Here is a 22,834-nt window from a genome sequence, read left to right as displayed (position 1 = left end):
CGGCCCAGGCCGGACATGGTTGAGGGCGTGCCCCTGCACGCACACAAATGTCCCCGGAGGGCAACCTCCGGGGATACTTGCGTACAGGGCACCCGCCTGTCACAATAGAAAATGTTTCAGTGGTTGCTTTGTCAGACGGACAAAGGATCTTGCGCGTTTATGCCAGGGCAGTCAGGTCATATTCCGTATTTTCAACAATATCACATTCGACAAGGGCGCCGGGTGCAACACCCGGGCCGCTTACATAGGTGATGCCGTCCACCTCCGGCGCCTGAAGCCACACGCGCCCGCTGTGCAGGCCCGGCCATTCGGGATGCGGCGCGTCCACAAGCACCTGCATGCGGCTGCCCACGTGGGCTGCCAGCAGGCGCTCGCTGATGTCTGCCTGTATGTCCATAAGGGTGTCGCGCCGCCACTGTTTTACCTCGTCAGGCACCTGATCGGGCAGGGTGGCCGCCAGGGTGCCGTCTTCGGCGTAATAGGCAAAAACGCCCACATGCTGGAAGGCGCTTTCTTCCACAAAGCGGCACAGGCTTTCAAAGTGCTCTTCCGTCTCGCCGGGGTAGCCCACAATAAAGGTGGTGCGCAGCGCCGCCTGCGGCAAAATTTGCCGTACGGTATCAAGCACACGCCGGGGATTGCCTGCAAAAGGCCGCCCCATGCGGGAAAGCACATCGGGATGGGCGTGCTGCAAGGGAATGTCCAGATAGGGCAGGAGCGGTGCTCCGGTATCCCTGATAAGTTGCAGCAGTTCCGGGTTTACCCCGGTGGGATAGAGATACAGGAGGCGCAGCCATGCCAGCCCCTCTAGCCCCACCAGCTTTTCCAGCAGCAAGGGGAGACCGTTTTTATAACCAAGATCCGCGCCCCAGGACGTGAGATCCTGAGCTACCAGCGCCAGTTCACGCACGCCCTGTCCCAGCAGTGCCCTGGCCTCGTCAACTATGTGCTCGGCCGTGAGGGACTTGAGCCCGCCCCTGATGGAAGGAATGGTGCAAAAAGCGCAATTGTGCCTGCATCCCTCGCCCACCTTGAGCCATGCGTAGGACGGCCCTGTGGAAAGCAGACGGCCCCCGCCCGGCACAGACTCCGGCGGACGCGGCAGACCAAGGGCATCCGCCACCATGGACGGCCAGAGCGGCAGGGCCGCCGTGGGCAGCCACAGGTCCACCTCGGGCAGATCCTCGGCCAGTCCTTCCGCTCCATAGCGGCCGACCATACAGCCGCCCACCACAAGCAGAGGCTTTTTTTTGCAGGAGCCAAGGCGCTGTCCGGCATCCAGAACAGCGCGCAGGGATTCCCGAACCGCAGGATCGATAAATCCGCAGGTATTGATAAAGACGAGGTCGGCGCGGCCCATGTGCTCCACATGGGTCACGGGCACGCCCAATGAACCCAGCAGGCGCTCGCTGTCCACCCTGTTTTTGGGGCAGCCGAGGCTCAGTGTCCAGACTTTAAGTTTTTTCAGGCTTGTTTTGTATGTCATGAGGGGATTCTACAGATGAGGGGACGCCTTGTCACCAGTACTGGTTATTTGCATAATACGAACCTAAGTGTTAGGCTATAAGTTAGGAATTTCTCGCAAGAACGCCATAAATGGGCAAACATGCAATTATGAAAATCAATTTTCTTCAACGCCAACCCGAATTACCTGCCAACAACGCCGGCATGCAGTGCCTTTCCTCTGGTGCAGTGGAAACGCAGTGCTACTCCAGTGTCTTGCGTAATGTTTACGACGAAATATATCTGCTTGATTTTGTCAAAGATGAAGCGCGCGTGCTGTACAGGGGCAGCGACATTTTCCTGCCGCCAAAGGAAGGCGTCTCGCTGGCAAACCTGTTTGCCGAGGCAGCAGAAGGTCTTGTGCATCCTGACGATACCGAAGCCATGATGCGCTTCTGGGATCCTCTTGCCCGTCATGAACTTGAGGCGCAGGGGCAACCCTTTGCCACTCTTGATATGCGCAGAAAATCCCGTAATCAGGAATACCGCTGGGTGCGGATCACGGCCTTTCCCATCCGCCAGCCCGGCATGGATCACGGGGTATACCTTGTGTGCGTGCAGGATGTGGACGATCTCAAGCGGGCCTCAAGCATCATTCATGAAAACGACCTGCTGCAACGCCAAAAGCTGGACAACCTGCGCTACAAGGCAGTGGTTGACCATACACGGACCCTGGTGTTCGAATGGCGTGACAATGAACTCAGCTACATCAGCCCGCGTATTGCAGAACTGCTGGCTGGCGACTACAACGGGCGCATCCCCTTTGAGGTCTGGCGCGAGGACAATGTGCTGTACTCCGGCGACAGCACGGCTTTTGATACGTGCCTTTCGCGCCTTGCGCTGGGCATACGCTCCGGCGAGATGACCGTTCGCCTGCGCCGCCGCGACGGGCAGTTCATCTGGTGCAAGGTCACCTACACCTATCTGTCCGACGACACCCCTGGCGACCGGTACATCGGCACTCTCAACGATGTGGATGGCGTGACCCGCACCGAGCAGGCCCTGCGCCTGCGCGCCGAACTCGACCCCCTGACCGGCGCGTACAATACCCAGACGTTTTTTGAAAAAGTTGAAGCCGTGCTGCGCGACAACCCTGGCGAGCCCTATGCGGTTTTGCGGTTTGACGTGGCGGGCTTCAAGGCCATCAACGAGGCCTTTGGCCTGGAGGAAGGCAACCGCCTGCTGCGGGCTATCGCCCGCCTGATCCGCCAGCGCCTCAATCCTGAAAATGAGGCTTTTGCCCGCCTGACCGCCGATGTGTTCGCCGTGTGCATCACTGGCGGCGAAGACAAGATACAGCACTTCATCCACGCGCTTTCAACAAGGCTCGAGCACTATTCGGACACGTTCAGGGTCAAGCTTTTCTTTGGCGTCTGCCCGGTGGAAAACCGCCGCACGCCAGCCCATGTGCTCTGCGACTGGGCGTACCTGGCGCAGAAAACCATCAAGGGCAGCGACCTTACGAACTATGCCTTTTATGACGATGCCCTGCGCGAACGCCTGCACGGCGAGAGCTATATCACCGACCAGATGTACAGCGCGCTGGAGCACAAGCAGTTCAGGCTCTATCTGCAGCCCAAGGTGGAGATGTCCAGCGGGCGCATCGTCGGGGCCGAGTCGCTCGTGCGCTGGCAGCACCCCCAGGACGGACTCATCCTTCCCGGGCGCTTTGTGCCGCTTTTCGAGCGCAACGGCTTTATCGTGCGCATGGATGAATACATCTGGGATCTCACCTGCCAGAACCTGCGCATGTGGCTGGACAAGGGCTACAAGGCCATGCCCGTGTCGGTCAACGTATCCCGGCTACACTTCAACGACGGCACCCTGATCGACAAGCTGGTGCACTTGACGGACAAGTATCGCCTGCCCCGGCATCTCCTGGAACTGGAATTGACCGAAAGCGCCTTTTTTGACAACGAAAATGCGCTCATCCAATGCATGTACGAGCTTCAGAGCAGGGGCTTCGTCTTTTCCATGGATGATTTTGGTACGGGCTATTCCTCACTGAGTTCCCTGCGCGATCTGCCTTTTAATATCGTCAAGCTGGATCGCACGTTCATCAGTGACGGCACCGACAATGAACGCGGGCAGATCGTGGCCCGCAACACCATCGCCCTGGCCAAAGACCTGAAAATGAGCATTGTGGCCGAGGGCGTTGAAACCCTTGAACACGCCCGCTTCCTCATGTCCTGCGGGTGCAACTGCGCCCAGGGCTTCTACTATTCCCAGCCTCTGGATGAAGCCACTTTTGAAGTCTTGTCCTTTATTCAGGAAAAAGCCTTCTGGGTTGACTCGCTGCTGGATAAGGACGCCCGCGAAAAAGGGCTGCCCCTCAGCGACGAAAATACCTTCTGCGACTTTTAGCGCTCGTATCCTCATTACATAAAATGCTTTGTGGGGGAGGAGACCCTTTTAGACCAGATTAACTTTGAAATGCTTCACATTTCAAAGTTGTCATTCAGCCGAAAATGTGATTTTCGGCTGAATCCACGCCACGTTGTGGCGCGCTGCACTCTCGTGCAGCGTTAGAGCATTTAACTTTTATTAAAGTTAAATGCTCTAAAAAAGGGTCTCCTCCCCCACGCCCCCACCCCCTAAAACTCTTATTGCATTTGAAGCATGCTCTGACGCTGTACGTGAGTATAGAACGCGCAACGTGCGTGGGTTCGGGCAAATGAGGTACGCAGGATTCTAGAGCAATTTCATCAGCGATGCTGCCGCCATCCGTAGCGGTGCTGTTCTGCCTCGGGTGACGTTTCAATGGTTCACAGGCAAGGCCTTCGGGGGTTCAGGCAAGGCCTTCGGGCGACGGCTGCCGCGAAGACAGAACCGCTATTTATTTTGCGCTGTTACGCGCCGAAGGCGAACCGTATATGTGGCGAGTGTGCTTTTGCGGCGTCAATGCCGCAGGAGAGGCAAGGGGGACGTGGCGGCCCGGCGGGGCAGCAGCGTCGGCAGGTGGGAGGGGAACCAGTGAAAAAGAGGAGTCAGTATACTGACTCCTCTTCAACTTTCTGGCGGAGCGGAAGGGACTTGAACCCTCGGCCTCCGGCGTGACAGGCCGGCGTTATAACCGTCTTAACTACCGCTCCGGATTTTGTGGTGGGCAGTACAGGACTTGAACCTGTGACCCCCGCCGTGTGAAGGCGGTGCTCTACCAGCTGAGCTAACTGCCCTCCCGGAGACACGTTTCTATGCAAAAGCCCCCCAAGAGTCAAGAGAAAATTATGTGGTAAAAAAATTTTTACAAAGAAAAAAAATTATCTAGCTGAAATAATTAAATAAACACAAAATTCAGGGTTCTCAGCCGGTTCATTGCCTTGCGCCAGGGCGGGCTGAGTGCTAGACCCTCCCTTAGCACTTCTTGCGATTGGCTTCTGCTAGCGGGCGAAACACGCTGCTGGAAAGGCCGGAATGATGGAGTGACAGCAGTTTTTTCGAGGCATTGTAATGAACTCCCAATGGATTCACCGTCTGGCGGTATTTTTTTTCGGGCTGGCTTTGTTTGCGGCTCCTGCCGCTGAGGCCCGCGTGGTGGATGGCAGCGTCATCATGGATCAGCACATGCGTGAAAACCTGTGTGCGCTGACCTTTGACGATGGCCCTTCCCCCCACACTCCGCAGTTGCTGGACATGTTAAGTGAATACGGCATACCGGCCACGTTTTTTCTTCTGGGCAAGCAGGCTGAGCGCTACCCCGACACCGTGCGGCGCATCCTGGCCGAAGGGCATGAGGTGGGCAACCATTCCTACTCGCACCCCAACCTGCGTTTGCTTTCCCCTGCAAACAAGGCGCACGAAATTGCCCGTACAGACAGCATCCTGCGTTCGCTTGGGGCCAATCCTACCTTTTTGCGGCCTCCTTACGGGTCTTATGACGCATATACCGTGACTGCTGCCGAAGAGCTGGGCCTGGGCATAATGCTCTGGTCATTGGACAGCCGCGACTGGAAAAGCCTGCCCCCCAACTATGCTACTTTGCGCAGCACACGGGGCACCATTTATGCGCCAGGCACCCTGCGCGGCATTTTTTTGTTTCATGATTCGCATAAGCGCACGGTTGAAGACCTGCCCCGCATCATCAGCGATCTGCGCGCAGGCGGCTGTCAGCGCTTTGTGACCGTGAGCGACTATCTGGACGGCCTGCTTGACCCAGAGCCGGGCATGCTGATGACCCGCCGCACGCAACCCACCGGTCAGCCGGGCAATATGGGGCCGGAGGGTCTCGCGCCAGAAGCGACGGCCGGCAAATCCGACAAGCCCGTTGAAGCCAGGGAGAGTTTTCAGGAGCTGCCGCCAGAAAGCTATCCGGCTGGCACCGCCGCCCTTCCTCTGGCCCGCACCAGCCGTCCCTGGCAGTCTGACGACACTGCGGCAGCAGGCGAGTCACAACAGAATGCTCAGGGGGACAATCAGGCCAGCAATGCCGAAGGCAAGCAAATCAGGCTCCCGGTGCAGCAGCCTGCCGAAAGCCCGGTCCGCGGAGCGCCGCTGGCCCCCGGCCCCAATTCCAGCCTGCCTGCAGGCGGCACTGTTTCCAACTCCGGCGGCAGCGCAAAATCCTAGGCAGGGTTGTCACGCGCGCCTTTTCTGGTATTTCAGCGTGAACTTCGCCGTGATATGACTGGAAATTCATCTCGTTACGACACTGTCCAGTTTTACCTTTAAAAAAAGCCAAAAGCGCTAACGAAAATACACGACCGCCCGTCGTTGGTTTGCCTCTGTGAGGCAGGCCAACGACGGGCGGTTCTGCATTTTCAGGACTTTTTCGGGTCGTCGCGGCTGGCTGGCGCGCAGGTGTTTGCCGTGAAGACCCTGCTTGCGGCCCCGTGTCCCGCATCTGGCTGCCCCTTGTAACCCACTGAAACACATATAAGAGTTTTAGGGGGAGGGGGTGTGGGGGAGGAGACCCTTTTGCAAAAGGGTCCCTCCCCCACAAAGCATTTTCCTACAAAATTTTCTACCTCGGCCCCTAGAGCATTTAACTCATTTCATTCGTAAACTGCTCTAGTCTTCGCCCAATTCTTCAAGAAGTTCCGCCGAGGGAATGAAAAACAGCGTACCTGTGGCAGCCGTGCTGAAGTCCAGCAGCCGGTCGGTGTTGCCGACGGGCTCGCCGATGAACATGTTTTCAAGCATTTTGCGCGTGGTGGAGAATTTGCCTGCATAGCCGATAAAATAGGTTCCGAACTCGCCCTTGGCGGGATTGGCAAAGGGCATGTTGGCCCGCACGATTTTCAGCTCGTTGCCGTGCTCGTCCTCAATGTTGGTAACGGCGTTGTGCGCATTTTCGGGCTTTTCCTCATCGCTGAGTTCAACGTCGTTGAACTTGCGCCTGCCGATGGCTTTTTCCTGCTCTTCGGTGGCAAGGGCGTTCCAGGCGTCCATGTCGTGCAGGTATTTTTGCACAAAGGCGTAGCTGCCACCCGCAAAGTCCGCGTCTTCAGCGCCGATGACGGCAGCCGTCAGCCGCGCTTCGTCTTCGGGGTTTTCGGTGCCGTCAACAAAGCCGATGATGGCGCGGCCGTCGTAATAGCGAAAGCCCTGCACCTCATCTATGGGATACACCGCCCCTTGCAGCTTTGCGCTGATGATGGAGGCCGCTTCAAGGCAGACATCGAGCCGCGCTGCGCGGATATGGAAGAAAATGTCGCCCGGCGTGGAAACGGCAATGTGCCTGTCTCCCTTGATTTCCTTGAACTGTTCAAGTTCGCCGGGCTTGCCGCGCTGGGGAAAAAGCCTGCACCAGGCATCCGCGCCAAAGCCCATGATGCAACTGATGGCCGCTGCAGGCAGGCGGGTGCGCATGCTTCTGGCGACGGCGGAAAAATCCGCGCACAGTTCTTTGACTTTAGTGGGCGCGTCCTTGGTGTCGCGCAGGCCAAAAACCATGAAAATAGCGTGTTCGCCCGGAGTATTGGTGACGTCTTGCGGTTTCATCTGCAGCCTTTGTGCGTAGTTGTAAGAGGGTTGTTGTACGTGTGTTTCGGTGCTGATCGCACAGCAGCCGCGCAGTGTAAAAAATGCTCAGGGGGGGCGTGAGCCTGGAGCCGCGAAGGGCTGCCCTGAAGGAGCGCTGTAGTTATCTGGCGGGGCGCAGATCCACTGGAACGCGCACGCGCGACCCGGCCTTGTTGGTGAACAGCAGGTGGCCGTGTTCCAGCCCGTAGAGGTAGAGGCGGCGGGTCAGATCCACGTCCATGCGGCAATAGGCGGCTATTTCGTCCATCTTGCCTTCCTTCCACCAGCGCAGGGCCTGCAGGCCGTCGGCGCTCTTGGGCGCTTCAAGAGTGGCCTGGCCCAGGTTGTCCAGCGATATGCGGTAGCTCAGCCTGTCCTTGATGCGCTGCAGGATGTCGAGGCTCGGCAGGGTGCGCAGATCAAAGGGCGCAAAGGGGGCGAGCACGGCATAGTCAAAACGCAGGCTGTTGAAGCCCACCACCAGGCCGGATGCCCGCATGCGCTCAAACAGGGCGGGTAACTCGTCCTGCGTGTAGCTGAAAAAATCATCATTGCGGCTGTCATAGGCCACGGCCACGCTGACGCCCATGTCGCCAGCCTTGTGCCAACCCCCCACCTCGGCTGCGGAGCGGCGCGTCTCCACGTCAAAAACCACAAAATGCTCTGGCGGCGGCAAGGATATGTAGCCCATAAGATCTGTCATGGGGGAGCCTCCTTCAGTGCTGGCTGGTGCGGGGTTCACGCCGTGGCCTGCGGCATGATGGGGGAGCGCGCTACCTGCCCTGACTGCCCTGGCCGGCGGGGTTTCTGCAGGGCTGCCCGCAGGGGCGGTGCTGTCTGTAGGTGCGGGGCAGCCTGCGGGAAAGGTGCTACCTGCGGGCGTGGCGCTGCTTGTGGGAAGGCCATTGTGTGCGTGAGCGGCGTTGCCTGAAGGTGCGGACGTGTCTGTGGAAAAGCCGTTGCCTGCGCGAGCAGCGGGCGCAGGCACGTTGTGCGGGCTTGCAGCGGCATGGGGCCGGGATTGGAAATCCGCCGTGACCCCGGCTGCCACAAACTCAAGTTCGGGGCGCGGGGGCGGCGGGCTGATGACCAGTTTTTCGTGCAGCGTGTCGCCTTCTGTGCCGGGCGTCAGCAACTGGCGCAGCAGTTCCAGGGCCGCCCGTTTGTCAATGGGGCGGTTGCCGGAGCCGCATTTGGGCGAATGCACGCAGGAGGGGCAGCCGTCCTCGCAGGGGCAGGCTGCCACGGTTTTATAGGTGGCTTCCAACAGGGCGCGGGCATCGCCAAAGGCCTGGCGCGTGAGGCCCGCGCCGCCGGGCAGGCCGTCGTAAATAAACACGGCGGACAGCCCCAACTGGGCGTGCATGGGGGTGGATATGCCGCCAAAGTCGTTGCGGTCGGCCATGATGAGCAGGGGCAGCATGCCGATGGCAGCGTGCTCCAGCGCATGGATGCCGCCCATAAAGTGCATGAAGTTGTCTTCCATCTCCGCGCGGATGTTGTCGGGGATGACAAACCACAGGCCTTCGGTTTCAAAAACCTGTGGCGGGGCGTCCAGCGGCGTGATGGTCAGCAGGCGGTTGCCCGATGTGGAGCGCTTTTCATAGCCCGTGACGGTGTCGATAATGCGCAGGCGGCCCCGGCACACCAGCGCGCGCCCCAGGGACATGCGCGCGGTTTCCTCAAGAATGTCTGTGGTTTTTTGGCCACGTGTGCGGGTAAACCAGCCCACCTTGGCCTCCTTGGCCATGATGCGGGCGCGGGCCGGGTCCATGTCGTCAATGATGTAGCTGCGGCCCCTGTGCAGGTAGACAGCGCCGGGATGCGTTTCGCGCCAGGCGCGAAAGCCGTCCACAGAACCGATGATGTGGCCCTGCTCGTCTTCAATACTGAAAGTCTGGCCTGTGCCGCGCAGATCCACATGTCGCTGGGGGCGCTTGCGCGAAGCCATGAGCTGGCTGCCGTCCGCCGATTGCAGCAGCAGACCCTGGGCATTGAGCTGGCGGGCGGCGGTCAGGGCGGCGGCGCTGGCCAGCATGGGCTCGCCGGGGCGCAGGGGCATTTCGGCGGCGGCGCATTCCAGATGCCGGGCCAGGATGACCTCGTTGTCCGGGTTGACCACGGCCTTTTCCGGCGGGCGGCTGAAAAAATCGTCGGGATTGCGGGCAAAATACTGGTCCAGCGCGTCCTCGCCCGCCACAATGATCACGGCAGATTCCTGCTGCGCCCGGCCCACACGGCCGCCTCGCTGCAAGGTGGCCATGACAGTGCCGGGATAGCCCACCAGGATGCAGACATCCAGCCCGCCGATGTCGATGCCCAGTTCAAGGGCGCTGGTGCTGACCACAGCCAGCAGGTCGCCGCTGGCCATGCGCGACTCGATGCTGCGGCGCTCCTCGGGCAGAAAACCCGCACGGTAGGCGGAAATGCGGCTGGCAAAGGAGCCGGACTGCCCGGCCCACAGGCTGATAAGCTCGGTCATGCGGCGCGAACGGCAGTAAACAATGGTGCGCAGGTTGCGCGCCAGGGCCGCCTTGAGCAGGTCAATGGCCGCCGTGGCCGGGCTCTGCTCCGGATTGAGAAAGACAAAATGCCGAGGCCCTTGGGGCGCGCCGGATTTGTCGATGACAACGGGGGGCGGCGCGGCCGGGTTCACGGTCTGGAACACCGGGGCAGTTGCTGTGGCGCTGACAATGCTGTCAGGTGCGCTACGGGCTGTGCCGCTGCCTGTGCCGCCTGGCGCAGTGTTTTCTGTCGTAATGTTTTCGTCCGCAGCGGGGTATGCCGTGCCGGTGAGCGCGGCCCCCAGTTCGCCGGGGTTGCCCACGGTGGCGGTACACAGCACATAGACGGGCTTTGCGCCGTAGCGTCCGGCCAGCCGGTTGAGCCGCCGGAAGACTTGCGCCATGTGCGCGCCGAACACGCCGCGATAGGTGTGGGCTTCGTCCACCACCACGTGGGTGAGGCCCGCCAGAAAGGCGGCCCACTGCTCGTGGTGGGGCAAGATGCCCAGGTGCAGCATTTCGGGATTGCTGATGAGCACAGCGGGCGGGTCGCGGCGGATTTTGCGCCGGAAGTGATCCGTGGTGTCGCCGTCATACAGGGCGGCGGCGGGGCGGGCGTCCTTGGGCCATGTGGCTGTAAGGGCGTTGAAGGCGGCAAGCTGATCCTGCGCCAGGGCCTTGAGGGGGAAAAGATAGAGGGCGCGCGCGTCGGGGTCGCGCAAATGACGCTCCAGCACGGGCAGGTTGTAAATGAGGCTTTTGCCGCTGGCCGTGGGCGTGGCCGCCACAATGGAGTGCCCCGCGCGGATATGATCCGTGGCCAGGGCCTGATGGCTGTACAGCCCGGCAATGCCGCGCTGCTCAAGGATGCGGCTGATGGCCGTGGGCCAGGGCAGGCGCGTTTGCGCATACTGCGGATCAGCGGCGGGCAGCAGGCGATGGCAGGTAACCTGCCCGCCAAGCTTTTCGGAAGCCAGCAGGGCGGCGATATAGGAACCAACAGACATTTACGCTTCCATGCAGGGGACTTTCGCTAAGGAAAGGGTCATTGACCAAAGCCCCCCTGCGGGGCCTCGGACGGCGCGCCCTGGGATTGCGGGGCAAGGGTTGCGGGGTCGGCAGTCTGCGCGTTCCCGGCATGCGGGGCCTCGCATTGCGCGGCCTCGGATTGCGCGGCCTGGGACTGCGCTGCCTGGAATTGCGCGGCCTCAGCCAGCGGGGCCTGGGACTGCGCTGCCTGGAATTGCGCGGCCTGGGACTGTCCGGCATCCGTCGCGTGGCTGGCTGGGCGCGCGGCGGCCGCGCGGTCTTGGCCGGGAACAAGGGAGCGCACCACGCGCGCGGGCGAACCCACGGCAAGGCTGTGCGGCGGCACGTCCTTTGTGACCACGCTGCCCGCGCCGATGATGGCTCCCTCGCCAATGGCGACGCCTTTGAGAATGATGCAGTTAAGGCCAATCCAGGCGTAATCGCCGATGGTCACGGGCCTGTCGCCTTCCATGCCCGGTTCGGTGGCGCGGGCTTCGGGCGGCCAGTGGGCGTGAAAGTCTGAATCCACAATGATGCAGTTGGGCGCGATGAGTACTTGCCGCCCTATGCTGATGGTTGTGGAGCGTGCCGCAATGGACGTGCCGCTGAGCTGCGCGCCGGGGCCGATATCTATGCGCGCGCCGGGGCCGAAGGTGCGCAGGCGCACTGGTGTGGCCAGAGCCGCTGCTGTTGCCCGCCGCCAGGAAGAAATGAGGCTGGTTCCCGCGCCGATGGTGATGTGGCTGCCCGGCCAGCGCATGAGGCCCACCGGGCCGTGCGCAGTCACGCCGGAACCCACGGGCACGCCAAGAAGGGCGGCCTTGCAGCGCAGCCGCAGGGTGCCAAAAAAGCGGCCCCAGCGCGTCATAACCTGAAGGCTGGCGTAACTAATGATATTGGCAGGGGTAAGACCCCGGCTGAGAGCTTTTTGCAGCATGTTCATGACGAGCTTCCTCTGGCGGCGTTTTGGCGGGTGCCAGATTTTTCTGTTAAGGAAACACTGATGTCTTCCGTTTGACGGCCTTGCTTCACTTTTTTTGAAACAGTGGAGGACGGAAGAGTCCACTCCAGCTTGAAAAAAGATCGCGCCTTGCCAAAGAAAATACCAGCGCGTTTTCAGGAGGCTCTTTAATCAGTGCTTCCTCAAGTCTGTGGTGATCAGGAGCACGCCCCTTGCGCGAAACCGCCGTGGGTTTGCCCTCAACCACCGGGCAAGAATGCCAGACTTGCCCCCGGTGGTCGAGAGGTCGGCGCAGGGGCGCAGCGGCAAGCCAGAAATAATTGTTGTTACCATATGAAATAATTTATTTAAATAATTGCAGCCAGCCTTGACGGCGGATGCTGCTTGGAATAGGTTGAAAATGAAATTTGTTTTTGTTTTTGCGTCCCGTTAAAAATCCCTGGCCAGCGCACGCTGTGTGCGCTCTGGTTCAGGTTCAAACGTCTGTGTGGCGCGGCGTCTGGCTGGCCTCTTTGTCAGCCCCTTTGCCAGCCCTCTGATCGGCCACTGGCCGGGGCGTCGATACTGCCAGTCGGTACTGCCAGTCGGTACTGCCAGTGGCTGCTGCCGCATGGAGCGCGTGGGCGAAGTCCTTTTGTTGTTGGGGGGAATATGGACAGGACTGAAAATATTTTTCCGATCACAGCCCTCAAGGTTGGCGAGCCTGCGTTTATTGTAAGCATTAATGCCAGGGGTGAACTGGCACGCAGGATACGCGACATGGGGCTTGGTTCGGGTATGCCTGTTTCCGTGGTGGGTTATGCTCCCCTGCGCGACCCTCTGGCCCTGCGCTGCGCTGAAGTCACCATTGCCCTGCGGCGTCGTGAGGCCAAGGCCATCATGGTGCGCCATAACAGTGAGCCGCAAGCGCCAGCCGCTGCAAAAGCGTCAAAACGGTAAGCGCGGCAGAACAGGGTTTCAGTCTCTCGTGCCTCCGCGTAGCAGCATGAATGTATTGAGTTTTGTCTCGCGACGCGCGTCTTTCCCGCAGCCGTCGGAGCTTTTTAGTGATAAACCGCTCGCATGACATTTCCGGCGCTGGTCACGCCGCAGACCGTACACAGTAAAAAAAGCCGCCTCCACCCTGTCAGCCGTGCATTGCCGCAATGGCAGACTGAAAACCCGCTCCGGCATGCCGGAGCGGGTTTTCAGTTCACTGTGTAAAAAGCTTAAAGCAGCGTAGCGTTGAGATGGCGTGATGCCTGGAAGAAGCTGCTCTGGAACTCCCACCTCAGATCAGAACTCCGTTGTATTCTACTAAAATACACTAAGAGTTTTAGGGGGTGGGGGTGTGGGGGAGGAGACCCTTTTCCAAAAGGGTCCCTCCCCCACAAAGCATTTCACCGCGCATTTCACCGTGCATTTCACCGCACAGTTCACCGTGCAGTGCACCGTGAAACTACTCCAAAACTTACTTCTTGAGCTGGCGTGTCCACTGTGCAAGGGCCTGCATGACCTCGGCGGTCTGTTTGGTCAGGGCCTCGTCCACCACATTGCCCTTGTCGTCAAAGCAGGGGCTGAAGGCATTGGAAAACAGTTCGGGTTTGTTCAGCACGTGCAGGTTCAGGTACACGCAGACCTGGCGCAGATGGTACTGGCTGCGGCAGGTGCCCATGCCGCCCCCCGCGCCCACGATGCAGACGGACTTGCCCGAAAGCGGCGCGAGGTTGGGTTCGCGTGAAACCCAGTCCAGCGCGTTTTTCAGGGCCGGGGCCAGGGAATAGTTGTATTCCGGGCAGGCCAGCACCAGGGCGTCCGCGGCGGTGACCTGCGCGATGAGGTCTTTGGCGGCCTGGGGTTTTTCAATGTCTTCATTATAAAAGGGCAGGGCGGAAATATTCGCTATTTCCATACGGACGCCCTCGGGAAGATGGGCGGCGCAGCAGCGCAGCAGTCCCGAATTGCGGGAGGCGTGGCGCAGGCTGCCTGAAATGCCCACGAAGGTCAGAGTGCTCATAGGTATTCTCCTTGTGTCCGACTGTGCGGACAGCCCCAGCCTAACAAGTTTTATGGCGAAAGCCTATGGATTAGGTTGGCTCCAGATGGCGGGCTGCTGTCAGCAGTCGCAGCCCTTCGGATGGGCCATCTGTCAGCAGGTGCTGCCCTTGCGGTCGCGGGTGCGGCTTTCAAATTTTTCCCTGTTTACCACAACGCGCTCGTGAACGCCCTCGCCGATAAGCCCTGCCTCGTCATGCGCGCTGACCTTGAAAGTAAGCCCTTTGCCGTTGGCGGACATGGCCGTCAGTTCGGCGGTGAAGGTCACCTTCATGCCGCAGGGGGTCGCCGCCACATGGGCCACGTCCACCCTGGTGCCCACGGTGGTCATGCCTTCGGGCAGGGCGTCCTGCACCAGGGCCACGGCGGTGGCTTCCATCCAGGCTATCATCATGGCTGTGGAAAAAACTTCCACAAGGCCGCTGCCAACGTGGCAGGCCAGCATTTTTTCACTGACAGTGATCTCGGATGTGCCGGTAATGCCCGGTTCCAGAATTTTTTTCATTCTTGCCTCGTTTGCCTTGCCCGGTCTGGATCAGGCCGGGAGGCCATGCATTGGAGGGTTGCCAGGGGGCCCGCTTGGGGGGTGTTACGGCAGATAGTAGAAAAGATACGGGGCACTATCAAGTCTGGCCGTAGAGCAACGTCACTAGCGATGCTGTCGCCATCCGTAAGGCTTCTTCGCCGCCCAAGGGCTGCCGCGAGAATGGATATTCTCAATGCGAAAATGCTCTAAAAGTGTCCGCCCGCGAATGCCAGTGGCGTTCGCGGGCGGATGTGTGCAGACAAAGCCTGTGGAGGTTATGGCTGCATGGAGGTTATGGGCTGCGTGAAACTATTTGGCCTGGCCATTCTGGGAGCTCAGGCGATCCTGGCCTTCCCAGACCTGTTCAGCCTTGGGCAGCACGGGCAGGAGCTTGGTCCAGGGATTCTTCTGCAAGAATTCCGGGTCCTGCTGGAGCTTGCGGCTCATGTCCAGGATGGGCGGCACAATTTCCTTGATGTCGCCGGCCAGTGCCGGGGCGATGCCAAATTCCGTGGCCTGGGTGGCCAGGTCAACGGCCTTCTGGCTGCATTCCATACTGGTCATGAGGGTGTCGAGGGCTTTTGCCGGGTTATGGAAACCCACGCTGTTTTCAGCAGAGACGTAGTCCCAGAACAGCTGGCCCTTGCGCACCATGTCGCGCGCTTCAGTCATGAGGACTTCATAGTTGGGAGCGCGGTGGCCGTCATAGGCATTGGCAAGGCGCACGGCCTCATGGGCCTTGACGGAGATTTCCTGTGCCTTGATCAACTGCTCGTAAGTCTTTTTCTGGGTGTACAGCACACGCCCACGCAGGTAGTCAGCGGTCTTGTCAGCGTGGCACTGGCGGCAGGCGCGCATTTCGGGATCCTTCATGGGCGAGGTCATCCAGTGGCTGGAGATCTTCTTGCCGTCTTCACGCACGTACTGCAATGTGGCAGTCGGCGCAGGCAACGCCGGCCGCGCCGTGGGGGCCGTCCTGGAAGGTTTCGTAATCGGGGTGCTGCATCTTGATCATGGGCACCTTGGAGGCAGCGTGTACCCAGTCGGCAAAGGGGCCGGGCTTGCCGTCAGCGCCCTTGGCGCCGTGCCCCTTGTAGTACTGATACATGTCTTCGGGGTTCATGCCGTTATCCCAGGGGAAGACGGGCTTGGCAGCCGGGCCGTTGTCCTTGTGGGTAAAGTAGTATTCCACATGGCACTGGGCGCAGACGAGCATGCGCTTTTCGTTACGGCTTATATTCTGCCAGTCTCTGCCGCTGCGCTTGAGCCAATCCTTGAGCGGTTCGGAATACAGGCGCAGTTCCATAGTGCCGGGGTCGTGGCAGGTGGCGCAGCTTATGCTTTCTTCATGGGCGCTGATCTTGTCCTTGCCACGGAATTCATTGACGTCCATGGACCAGAACTTGTCGCCGTACTTGCCGACCCATTCCATCATCTTGGGGGTTTTGCAGTTCCAGCAGGTGGCGGGCATGTTGCCCTTGCCGTCGGCGCCGTAACGGTTGATGCGGTCAATGTTCACAAAGTCGTCAATGGCGTGGGTGTGCCCGCGCGTTTCATTGTATTCATACATGAAAGGATAGCCCAGCCAGAGGTTTTTCAAATAGGGCTGGGCATGTTTGAAGCCCTTGGGCAGGGGATTCACGTTGTCATTCTTGTGATAGGGAACCGACCCCTTATATTCGGTCATGACCGTGTCTTCGTTATTTTTCATATACGAAGCGTACTGTTGGGGAAACTGGCCCTTGAAGGCCGACATCTTGAGTTCCGTTTCAGGGATGCCTGTTTTGTATTTGGGGGCCTTCAGCTCGGTGGAAACATCCTGACAGCCGCTGAGCAAAGCAACGCCCAGCAGCGTGGCCAGAGCCAGGGCCGTGGTCACAATTCGCTTATTCATAGGCTACCGTCCTTGTGCTGATAGGCCGCGTACGCATGTGGGTGACGCCCCGGTGACAATCCACGCAATAAGGCTTGGCGTCCATGCTGGCCACGTTGATGTTGGTTTGGGCATGGCACGCCTTGCAGTTGGCGTTGACCACATCACGGGTGTGCAGACTTGGGGGATGCGGAACATCGTGACCCGAGATGTTGCCCACTACGTCGCGCAGCCCTTCTTTTGCCTTGAACGGCAGTTTGACCAAAAGATTGTGCGGGGCATGGCACTCATTACACGAGAGCTTGGCGTGCATACCCATTTTCTGGGTCACGGCAGCTTCCTGCATGATATGACAGCTGGCGCAGAACGGCCGCTGGTCCGTGGTAATCATGGCATACGCCATGACGCCCAGTAGCACCATGCCCGCCGCAACGCCGCCCATCAGCCATTTGAGCCAGGGTCCATTGCGGGGTGTACCCATAGAGCCTCCTTCACTCGCTCCTAGAGCATTAACACTTGAAATGCCCGCGTACGTCAGACAAAGCCTGCCTGCGTGCATTTCGTGACAAGGATTTTCACGAAAATCCTTGCAGAGCAGTTAACACAATTCATTTGTTAACCGCTCTAGTGCAGATGTGCCCTGAAAACCCAGATTCCCAGGGCGGGGTATCGCCCACTGGCAGGCTTGGCAGCCTGCGTAGTCATGAGCGCTGACAACCGCTGAAGCAGATTTTGAGAACAGGCGTTCCCAAAGGTTAACCCACAACCATTACAGCATGTACCACAGTATGTACCCAGACAGACAGGGAACATGGGCCGTAACGGCGGGCGTCTGCCCATTCAGCCGCCAGAGCATTTCACAATGAAAATGCTCTGAATAAGTCGCCGGGTGGTCGGTTAATCCAGGCAGACCGCCCAGTATGCTGCCACCATGGCAACACAATTTCGACCACTATACCATCAAAAAGTGTACCATTTGTACAGATATTTAGGGTTTGAAAAAAGCGTAATAAACTTAGGCGTTATGTGATTTTTTTGGCAATGGAGGCTGCCGGCCTTGCTATATTCAGATAAAAATGACAAAATTTCATTAAATTATGACAACAGATTGGCTCCTGCTCCTCCTCAAAACGCGAGGTTTTCATGGCGCACGTTGCCGCAAAAAAGAATGGCCCGGCCATCTGGCTGCCCCTACTGGCCTGTTTTTTATGGCTTGTATTCACCCTCGCACTCTACCGGCAGGCCGCGCGCGTTGATGAAGCCCACAGGCTTGAGCTGGAACATACCAGATTATCCACCGTTGCGCGACAACTTATGGACGCCCGCAACTGGAATGCTGTCCACGGCGGCGTCTATGTGCTGAAAAGCGCATACGGCCAGCCCAATCCCTGGCTGCCCGAAGCTGAACGCACCGTGGAAACAGCGGACGGGCGCACCCTTGTGCTCATAAATCCCGCCTATATGAGCCGCCAGTTGGCTGAACGAAATTCGGAGCCGGGCATTGGCATCAGCATCATCAGCAATGTGCCCCTGCGCCCAGAAAACAAGGCTGACGCCTGGGAGTCCGACGCCCTTGTCCAGTGTACAGAGGGGGCGCGGGAAATCTTCAGCGCTCCTGAAACGGACGGACAGGGCAAACTGCGCCTGCTCAACGTGCTTATAGCGCAGGAAAGCTGCCTGCGCTGCCACCAGGGCCGCAAGGTGGGCGAGGTGCTCGGCGGCATCAGCGTCAGCCAGAACGCCGAAGCCTATATGCACAACGCTGGTCTGCAACAGCGCAACATGCGCCTGCTCTACTCCCTGCTGGGCCTGACGGGCGTGCTTGCCATCGGCGGGCTTACGCTCAACCTCACGCGGCGGCGCTGGCTGGCCGAAGAAACCAGCCGCATGAAGAGCGCCTTCATGGCCCGCCTGAGTCACGACATGTGCACGCCGCTGACGGCCATACTGGGCATGAGCGAACTTTTGCAGCAAAAGGGCGCTCCGGAAAAGGAACGCAAGAACGCCCTGCGCTATCTCACGCAGGCGGGCGGCGCTCTGCTGGAAATGGTGCGCGACGTTACCGACCACGCAAGTCTTGAGCAGGGCGCGCTGCAACTGCGGGCCGCCCCCTTTTCCCTGCGTGCGGCCCTTGATGACTGCATCGTCCTGTTTTTGCCGGTGGCAGAGGCCAAGGGGCTGGATATTGATCTGGACGTGGACCCGCAACTGCCGGACGCCGTTGTGGGCGACAGTTTTCGTTTGCGTCAGGCCCTGGGCAACCTTGTGAGCAACGCGGTGAAGTTTACCGAACTTGGGCGTGTGCGCGTCTGCGTGGGGCCTGCCGGGCGAAAACCCGCAAGCACTCCTTTTGGCTCGGCGGATACCCTGTGTCTCAGGATTCTGGTGCAGGATACAGGGCCGGGTCTGCCCCTTGAAGAGCCGAGCGCATCTTTGAAAGCTTTCAGCGGGGCAGCGATGCGTCGTCGGCTCCCGGCACAGGGCTTGGACTGTATATCGCGCGCACCATTGCCCGCCGCATGGGCGGCGATGTGACGGTGAATTCCGCGCCGGGCAGGGGTTCCTGTTTTACCCTTGAGGTGTGCCTGCAACTGCACGGCTGCGCTGAAGGAAAAAAGAGCGGCAGCCCCGACTGTCACGCCGTCGCAGCGTCGGCGCACAGTGCCTGCGCAGCGCCGGAAGCAGCGCCGGGGACTGTCGTTGGGGCCGCCGGGGCGTCTGGTCTACCTGCCTCGTCGGCGTTTTCCACAGAGCCTGACGCGTCTGCCAAACCTGCGCCGTCCGCTGAACCAGAATTGTCGGCCGGGCCTGAGTCGCCCGCAGCGACCACGCTTTCCACCAAACCGGAGTCGTCGGCCGGGTCTGCGGCGTTCGCCGCGTCGCCCCCTGCCTGGTCCTCATTCCTGGCCTGTGCCGCAGAATGCGCACTGGCGGATGCTGCCACATATCCTGCCGCCGATGCTGTCACAGACCCTGCCGCCGATGTTGACGCAGACGCTGGCGGCGGGGCCGATCCTGGTTCAGAAAACGGCTGTTTTGCGGGCCGCCGCATTCTTGTGGCCGAAGACAATGAGGCCAACAGGTACATAATGGAACATATGCTGCGGGCCGAGGGCGCGTGCGTGCACATGGCGCGTGACGGCAAGGCCGCTCTGGCCGCCCTGGCACAAGGCCCGTGGGATCTGGTTATTCTTGACGCGCGCATGCCCGACATGAGCGGGCTTGACGTGCTGCAGGCCGTGCGCCTCGGCCATGCCGCCGTTCCGGTGCTGCAAAAAACCGTCATTTACACCGCCGCCCTTGACGCGGAAGACCGGCGGCGCTGCAAAGACCTGAGGGCTGATCTCGTCTTGCTCAAACCCCTGACCTTTGCCGTGCTGCGCAAAAAACTGTCCTCCCTGTTGGGGACTGAAGGCAGTGCGCACGCCTTGCGCTGCCAGCCCGAACATTCTGCACCTGCCGAACATTCTGCACCTGCCGAACATTCTGCACCTGCTGAACATTCTGCCCCTGCCGGATATTCTGCTCCTGCCGGATATTCTGCCCCTGCCGCGCCACGTGGGCGCGAAGCGAAGGTTGGGGGCGATCTTGACCCGCAAGGGGAAGAGGCTCTGGCGCTCTGGAACAGGCAGGCGGCCATGGACGCTCTGGATGACGACCTTGAGTTGCTGACGCAGCTGGCCGGAGTGTTGCGGGGGGATTTGCGCATTCGTGACGCGGAACTGGAAGCGGCCCTGGCCGCGGGTGACGATGCCTGCCTGCGGCGGCTGGGGCATGCCGTCAAGAACTCCGCCGGAACCATGCGCTTTGATGTGCTGCGGGAGCGGGCCTGCCATGTGGAGCACGCGCAAAAAACGGATATTGAGCAGGCCGTGGCCGAGATGCGCACCGCTCTGCGGGAGGCTCTGGGTATGCTGGACAAAGAACTGGGCAAAGAACTGGACAAAGATCTGGGCAAAGATATGAACGGCGTGGACGCCATGTCGGGTACAACGCTTGTGCCGTGTCCTGTTCCGTGTCCTGTGCCGGGCATTGGGGCGGGCACTGGGGCGGGTTACGCGGCAGGCACGGCCCCGGCGGGCTGCAAGGGAGGCTGTTGATGGCCCGTATTCTCGTGGTGGATGACGAAGCCCTCATGCGCACCATGGTTGAGGTGGTGTGCACGCGCATGGGGCACGAAGTGCTGCTGGCGGAGAACCTCAGCCAGGGGCTGGAGATGGGCCGACAGGGCGTGGACGTCGTGCTTCTTGACGTCTGGCTGCCCGACGGCAGCGGCCTTGAATGGCAGGGCGACTTTGCCCATCTGCCCGGCATGCCCGATGTGGTCATCATTACGGGGCACGGCGACGGCGACGCCGCCGAAATTGCCCTGCGCTCGGGGGCCTGGGAGTTTCTGACCAAGCCCCTGAAGGTGCGCGACATCGAGCAGTGTCTGCGCCATGTGCTGACCTTCCGCAAAAACAGGGTTCCGGGGCCGGAATCCCTCCTGGTGGACAGCGGCCATATCCTGGGAGCGGGCGTGGGTATGAGCCATGCCCTGAAGCTTTTGGCCCAGGCCGCGCAGAGCGAGGTCAACGTGCTTTTGCTGGGCGAAACCGGGGTTGGCAAGGAAGTTTTTGCCAAGGCCCTGTACCGCAACAGCGCAAGGGCCGCGCGCCCTTTTGTGACGGTGGACTGCGCCTCGCTGCCTGAAACCCTGGTGGAGAGCCACCTTTTCGGGCACAGCCGTGGCGCGTTCACCGGGGCTGACAGGGCGCGGGAAGGGCTTTTGCTGGCGGCCCACAAGGGCACGCTTTTTCTTGACGAAGTGGGCGACCTGCCCCAGCCCATGCAGGGCGCTTTTTTGCGCGCCCTTGAGCTCAAGCGGTTCAGGCCCGTGGGTGAAGTGCGCGAGGTCAGCAGCGACTTTCGCCTTGTGGCGGCCACCAATAAAAACATCGAGGTCATGGCCGGGGACGGCTCCTTTCGCTCTGATCTGCTGTACCGCCTTCAGGGTCTCACCATCGTCATTCCGCCCCTGCGCGAGAGAAGGGACGAGATCCCCGCGCTGGCCCAGCAGACCGTCAGCCGCTTCTGCCTGCACAATGATCTGCCGGGCAAGGCCATTTCCGGGCAGGTGCTGGACATGCTTATGGAATATCCCTGGCCAGGCAATGTGCGCGAGCTTATCCATTGCATAGAGCGCGCCTGCCTGGCCGCCGGACAGGGCGATCTGCTTCTGCCCGTGCATATGTCCACCCGTATGCGCGTGGACGAGGCCCGTCGCCGTATGGGCCGGGGGCAGGAAGGCGCTTTTGCCGAATCTGCCGCCAGTAGTGCCTCCCAGCCCGTTGCCAGCGGATTTCAGGCTTCCAGCGTCCCGTCCGGCGGCCCTGCGGGAGTATTTGCGGGCGCTTCCAGCGTCCCTTCTGGCGACGCAGCGGGCGGCATAGCGGGCGGTCTGCCGCCGCTTTCCGGTTCGGAGGAGAGCCTGCCAGCGCTGCGCCAGTGGAAGGCTCAGGCCGAAGAAGCCTATGTGCGCCGCGTATGGGCCGTCAGCGGCGGCGACGTGCGCAAGGCTGCGACGCGGGCTGGCATATCGCGCGGGCACTGGTATGAGCTTATGAAGAAGTGCGGCCTGTAATATGCCCGTTGGGCTGGTTTTATGTCGCTTGCCTTTTTGTGGCGCGCTGCATTTGTGTGCAGCGTCAGGGTGTTCACCTTTTTCAAAGTTTGCAGGCTCTATTGTGGCTGGCCGCGCAAAAAAAAGGTCAGTTTACAGGGCCCAGAAACCTTGCATCGCCGCATGAAAGGCGCTATAGCGAAAAAAATCGGCTTATTAAAGGCAATAAGACAGCATATGAACAAGAGTCCCCTTACTATCAAAGGATATGTTACGGCAGTGCCGCGCTCTGTGGACGCGCGGCAGGCCAGGGTGGCCGTGATCCAGGACGATGTGGAATACCGTATTGTACCTCGTGGAGCTGGTGTTGACCTTGACGATGAAGTCAGCCTTCCTGTGGAGGTGACCGGCCAGCATGAAGAGGTCGATGGCGTGAACTACCTCGTGGTGCGCGGCTACACTGTGCTTGAAGACGATTCCTGGCTTGAAGAATAGACGCATCCCCCTTCTCAGGGCAGAGCAACTCTGGGAACCTCCATCTTCAAAGCTTGCAACACCTTCGTTACGGCGCGTGAATGCATAACTAACTGTCAATGTTGCCCTTGCGGCAGTGGTTGCGGCGCTGACGTTGTGCCCATTGCGGCCCGGTCAAATCACGGGCAAAGCGCGCCCGCGGCCAGAGCCGTTTACCCTTGAAAAAAGGCCTGTGCTCTGCTGCGGCATGTGCGTGCTGTTCGCGCCGCGCCTTTTTGCGCCACAAATACTGCAGCGGCGCAAGAGTGATTCACCCTTTTGTTGCGCAAAAAGTCCCTCCGCCCTGTATGGGCGGAGGGACTTTTAC

The 22,834-nt window shown here is 60.2% G+C and carries 13 protein-coding genes, 2 tRNA genes and 2 pseudogenes; 7 read left to right on the top strand and 10 right to left on the bottom strand.

What is annotated here, in order from left to right:
• Window positions 1–157 precede the first annotated feature (157 nt).
• The gene (gene rimO, locus RBR41_RS08735) at window positions 158–1,486 is read right to left on the bottom strand and encodes a 30S ribosomal protein S12 methylthiotransferase RimO (RefSeq protein ID WP_320352189.1); all 1,329 of its coding nucleotides are present in this window, start codon (window positions 1,484–1,486) and stop codon (window positions 158–160) included.
• Between the two features lie 128 nt (window positions 1,487–1,614).
• Between rimO and RBR41_RS08730 the strand changes: the two genes are divergently transcribed.
• Window positions 1,615–3,867: a putative bifunctional diguanylate cyclase/phosphodiesterase gene (locus tag RBR41_RS08730; RefSeq protein ID WP_320352188.1), complete on the top strand. Its 2,253-nt coding sequence runs from the start codon at window positions 1,615–1,617 to the stop codon at window positions 3,865–3,867.
• Window positions 3,868–4,518: 651 nt separating this feature from the next.
• Here RBR41_RS08730 and RBR41_RS08725 read toward each other — a convergent pair.
• Together RBR41_RS08725 and RBR41_RS08720 are read right to left on the bottom strand one after the other, a co-directional pair.
• Window positions 4,519–4,595 (bottom strand) — tRNA-Asp (locus tag RBR41_RS08725).
• 8 nt (window positions 4,596–4,603) lie between these two features.
• A tRNA-Val gene (locus RBR41_RS08720) sits at window positions 4,604–4,679 on the bottom strand.
• Window positions 4,680–4,953: 274 nt separating this feature from the next.
• On the opposite strand from RBR41_RS08720, the gene RBR41_RS08715 reads away from it, so the two are divergent.
• On the top strand, window positions 4,954–6,069 hold the full coding sequence (locus RBR41_RS08715; protein WP_320352187.1) for a polysaccharide deacetylase family protein: 1,116 nt from the start codon (window positions 4,954–4,956) through the stop codon (window positions 6,067–6,069).
• A gap of 441 nt (window positions 6,070–6,510) precedes the next feature.
• Here RBR41_RS08715 and RBR41_RS08710 read toward each other — a convergent pair whose 3' ends face one another.
• The 3 genes from RBR41_RS08710 to RBR41_RS08700 all read right to left on the bottom strand — a co-directional run bounded on the left by RBR41_RS08710 (window position 6,511) and on the right by RBR41_RS08700 (window position 11,940).
• Window positions 6,511–7,443 (bottom strand): Dyp-type peroxidase, encoded by a 933-nt coding sequence (locus RBR41_RS08710; protein ID WP_320352186.1) that lies wholly within the window; start codon window positions 7,441–7,443, stop codon window positions 6,511–6,513.
• Between the two features lie 142 nt (window positions 7,444–7,585).
• Window positions 7,586–10,975 carry a DEAD/DEAH box helicase gene (locus RBR41_RS08705; RefSeq protein ID WP_320352185.1) on the bottom strand — a complete coding sequence of 1,130 codons (3,390 nt, stop codon included), beginning with the start codon at window positions 10,973–10,975 and terminating at the stop codon, window positions 7,586–7,588.
• Between the two features lie 38 nt (window positions 10,976–11,013).
• Window positions 11,014–11,940 carry an acyltransferase gene (locus RBR41_RS08700; RefSeq protein WP_413785145.1) on the bottom strand — a complete coding sequence of 309 codons (927 nt, stop codon included), beginning with the start codon at window positions 11,938–11,940 and terminating at the stop codon, window positions 11,014–11,016.
• Window positions 11,941–12,609: 669 nt separating this feature from the next.
• Between RBR41_RS08700 and RBR41_RS08695 the strand changes: the two genes are divergently transcribed.
• On the top strand, window positions 12,610–12,897 hold the full coding sequence (locus tag RBR41_RS08695) for a FeoA family protein (protein WP_320352184.1): 288 nt from the start codon (window positions 12,610–12,612) through the stop codon (window positions 12,895–12,897).
• A gap of 511 nt (window positions 12,898–13,408) precedes the next feature.
• Here RBR41_RS08695 and RBR41_RS08690 read toward each other — a convergent pair.
• The 4 genes and pseudogenes from RBR41_RS08690 to RBR41_RS08675 all read right to left on the bottom strand — a co-directional run bounded on the left by RBR41_RS08690 (window position 13,409) and on the right by RBR41_RS08675 (window position 16,872).
• Window positions 13,409–13,954: an NADPH-dependent FMN reductase gene (locus RBR41_RS08690; RefSeq protein WP_320352183.1), complete on the bottom strand. Its 546-nt coding sequence runs from the start codon at window positions 13,952–13,954 to the stop codon at window positions 13,409–13,411.
• Window positions 13,955–14,086: 132 nt separating this feature from the next.
• On the bottom strand, window positions 14,087–14,497 hold the full coding sequence (locus RBR41_RS08685) for a thioesterase family protein (RefSeq protein ID WP_320352182.1): 411 nt from the start codon (window positions 14,495–14,497) through the stop codon (window positions 14,087–14,089).
• A gap of 330 nt (window positions 14,498–14,827) precedes the next feature.
• Window positions 14,828–16,412 (bottom strand): annotated as a pseudogene (locus RBR41_RS08680) (ammonia-forming cytochrome c nitrite reductase subunit c552).
• Window positions 16,405–16,872 (bottom strand): NapC/NirT family cytochrome c, encoded by a 468-nt coding sequence (locus tag RBR41_RS08675; RefSeq protein ID WP_320352181.1) that lies wholly within the window; start codon window positions 16,870–16,872, stop codon window positions 16,405–16,407. The pseudogene RBR41_RS08680 and the gene RBR41_RS08675 overlap by 8 nt, the downstream one beginning before the upstream one ends.
• Before the next feature lie 662 nt (window positions 16,873–17,534).
• Between RBR41_RS08675 and RBR41_RS08670 the strand changes: the two are divergent.
• From RBR41_RS08670 to RBR41_RS08655, 4 genes and pseudogenes are all read left to right on the top strand, one after another.
• Window positions 17,535–18,919 (top strand): annotated as a pseudogene (locus tag RBR41_RS08670) (ATP-binding protein); the annotation flags it as partial.
• 3 nt (window positions 18,920–18,922) lie between these two features.
• A complete protein-coding gene (locus RBR41_RS08665) occupies window positions 18,923–20,491 on the top strand; it encodes a response regulator (RefSeq protein ID WP_413785146.1) in 1,569 nt (522 codons plus the stop codon).
• On the top strand, window positions 20,491–22,014 hold the full coding sequence (locus RBR41_RS08660; protein WP_320352179.1) for a sigma-54 dependent transcriptional regulator: 1,524 nt from the start codon (window positions 20,491–20,493) through the stop codon (window positions 22,012–22,014). Before RBR41_RS08665 ends, RBR41_RS08660 begins: the two co-directional genes overlap by 1 nt.
• A gap of 216 nt (window positions 22,015–22,230) precedes the next feature.
• Window positions 22,231–22,488 (top strand): hypothetical protein, encoded by a 258-nt coding sequence (locus RBR41_RS08655; RefSeq protein ID WP_179980506.1) that lies wholly within the window; start codon window positions 22,231–22,233, stop codon window positions 22,486–22,488.
• Window positions 22,489–22,834 lie beyond the last annotated feature (346 nt).

The sequence above is a fragment of the Desulfovibrio sp. genome, from assembly GCF_034006445.1.
Lineage (GTDB): Bacteria > Desulfobacterota > Desulfovibrionia > Desulfovibrionales > Desulfovibrionaceae > Desulfovibrio.
The sequence above is the reverse complement of the archived record's forward strand: the minus strand, read 5'-3'. Positions and strand labels throughout refer to the sequence as shown.

What these genes read in the sequence shown, in the direction of transcription:
- rimO (WP_320352189.1), bottom strand. Translation starts at nt 1,486, where the DNA reads ATGACATACAAAACAAGCCTGAAAAAACTTAAAGTCTGGACACTGAGC.
- RBR41_RS08730 (WP_320352188.1), top strand. Translation starts at nt 1,615, where the DNA reads ATGAAAATCAATTTTCTTCAACGCCAACCCGAATTACCTGCCAACAAC.
- RBR41_RS08715 (WP_320352187.1), top strand. Translation starts at nt 4,954, where the DNA reads ATGAACTCCCAATGGATTCACCGTCTGGCGGTATTTTTTTTCGGGCTG.
- RBR41_RS08710 (WP_320352186.1), bottom strand. Translation starts at nt 7,443, where the DNA reads ATGAAACCGCAAGACGTCACCAATACTCCGGGCGAACACGCTATTTTC.
- RBR41_RS08705 (WP_320352185.1), bottom strand. Translation starts at nt 10,975, where the DNA reads ATGTCTGTTGGTTCCTATATCGCCGCCCTGCTGGCTTCCGAAAAGCTT.
- RBR41_RS08700 (WP_413785145.1), bottom strand. Translation starts at nt 11,940, where the DNA reads ATGAACATGCTGCAAAAAGCTCTCAGCCGGGGTCTTACCCCTGCCAAT.
- RBR41_RS08695 (WP_320352184.1), top strand. Translation starts at nt 12,610, where the DNA reads ATGGACAGGACTGAAAATATTTTTCCGATCACAGCCCTCAAGGTTGGC.
- RBR41_RS08690 (WP_320352183.1), bottom strand. Translation starts at nt 13,954, where the DNA reads ATGAGCACTCTGACCTTCGTGGGCATTTCAGGCAGCCTGCGCCACGCC.
- RBR41_RS08685 (WP_320352182.1), bottom strand. Translation starts at nt 14,497, where the DNA reads ATGAAAAAAATTCTGGAACCGGGCATTACCGGCACATCCGAGATCACT.
- RBR41_RS08675 (WP_320352181.1), bottom strand. Translation starts at nt 16,872, where the DNA reads ATGGGTACACCCCGCAATGGACCCTGGCTCAAATGGCTGATGGGCGGC.
- RBR41_RS08660 (WP_320352179.1), top strand. Translation starts at nt 20,491, where the DNA reads ATGGCCCGTATTCTCGTGGTGGATGACGAAGCCCTCATGCGCACCATG.
- RBR41_RS08655 (WP_179980506.1), top strand. Translation starts at nt 22,231, where the DNA reads ATGAACAAGAGTCCCCTTACTATCAAAGGATATGTTACGGCAGTGCCG.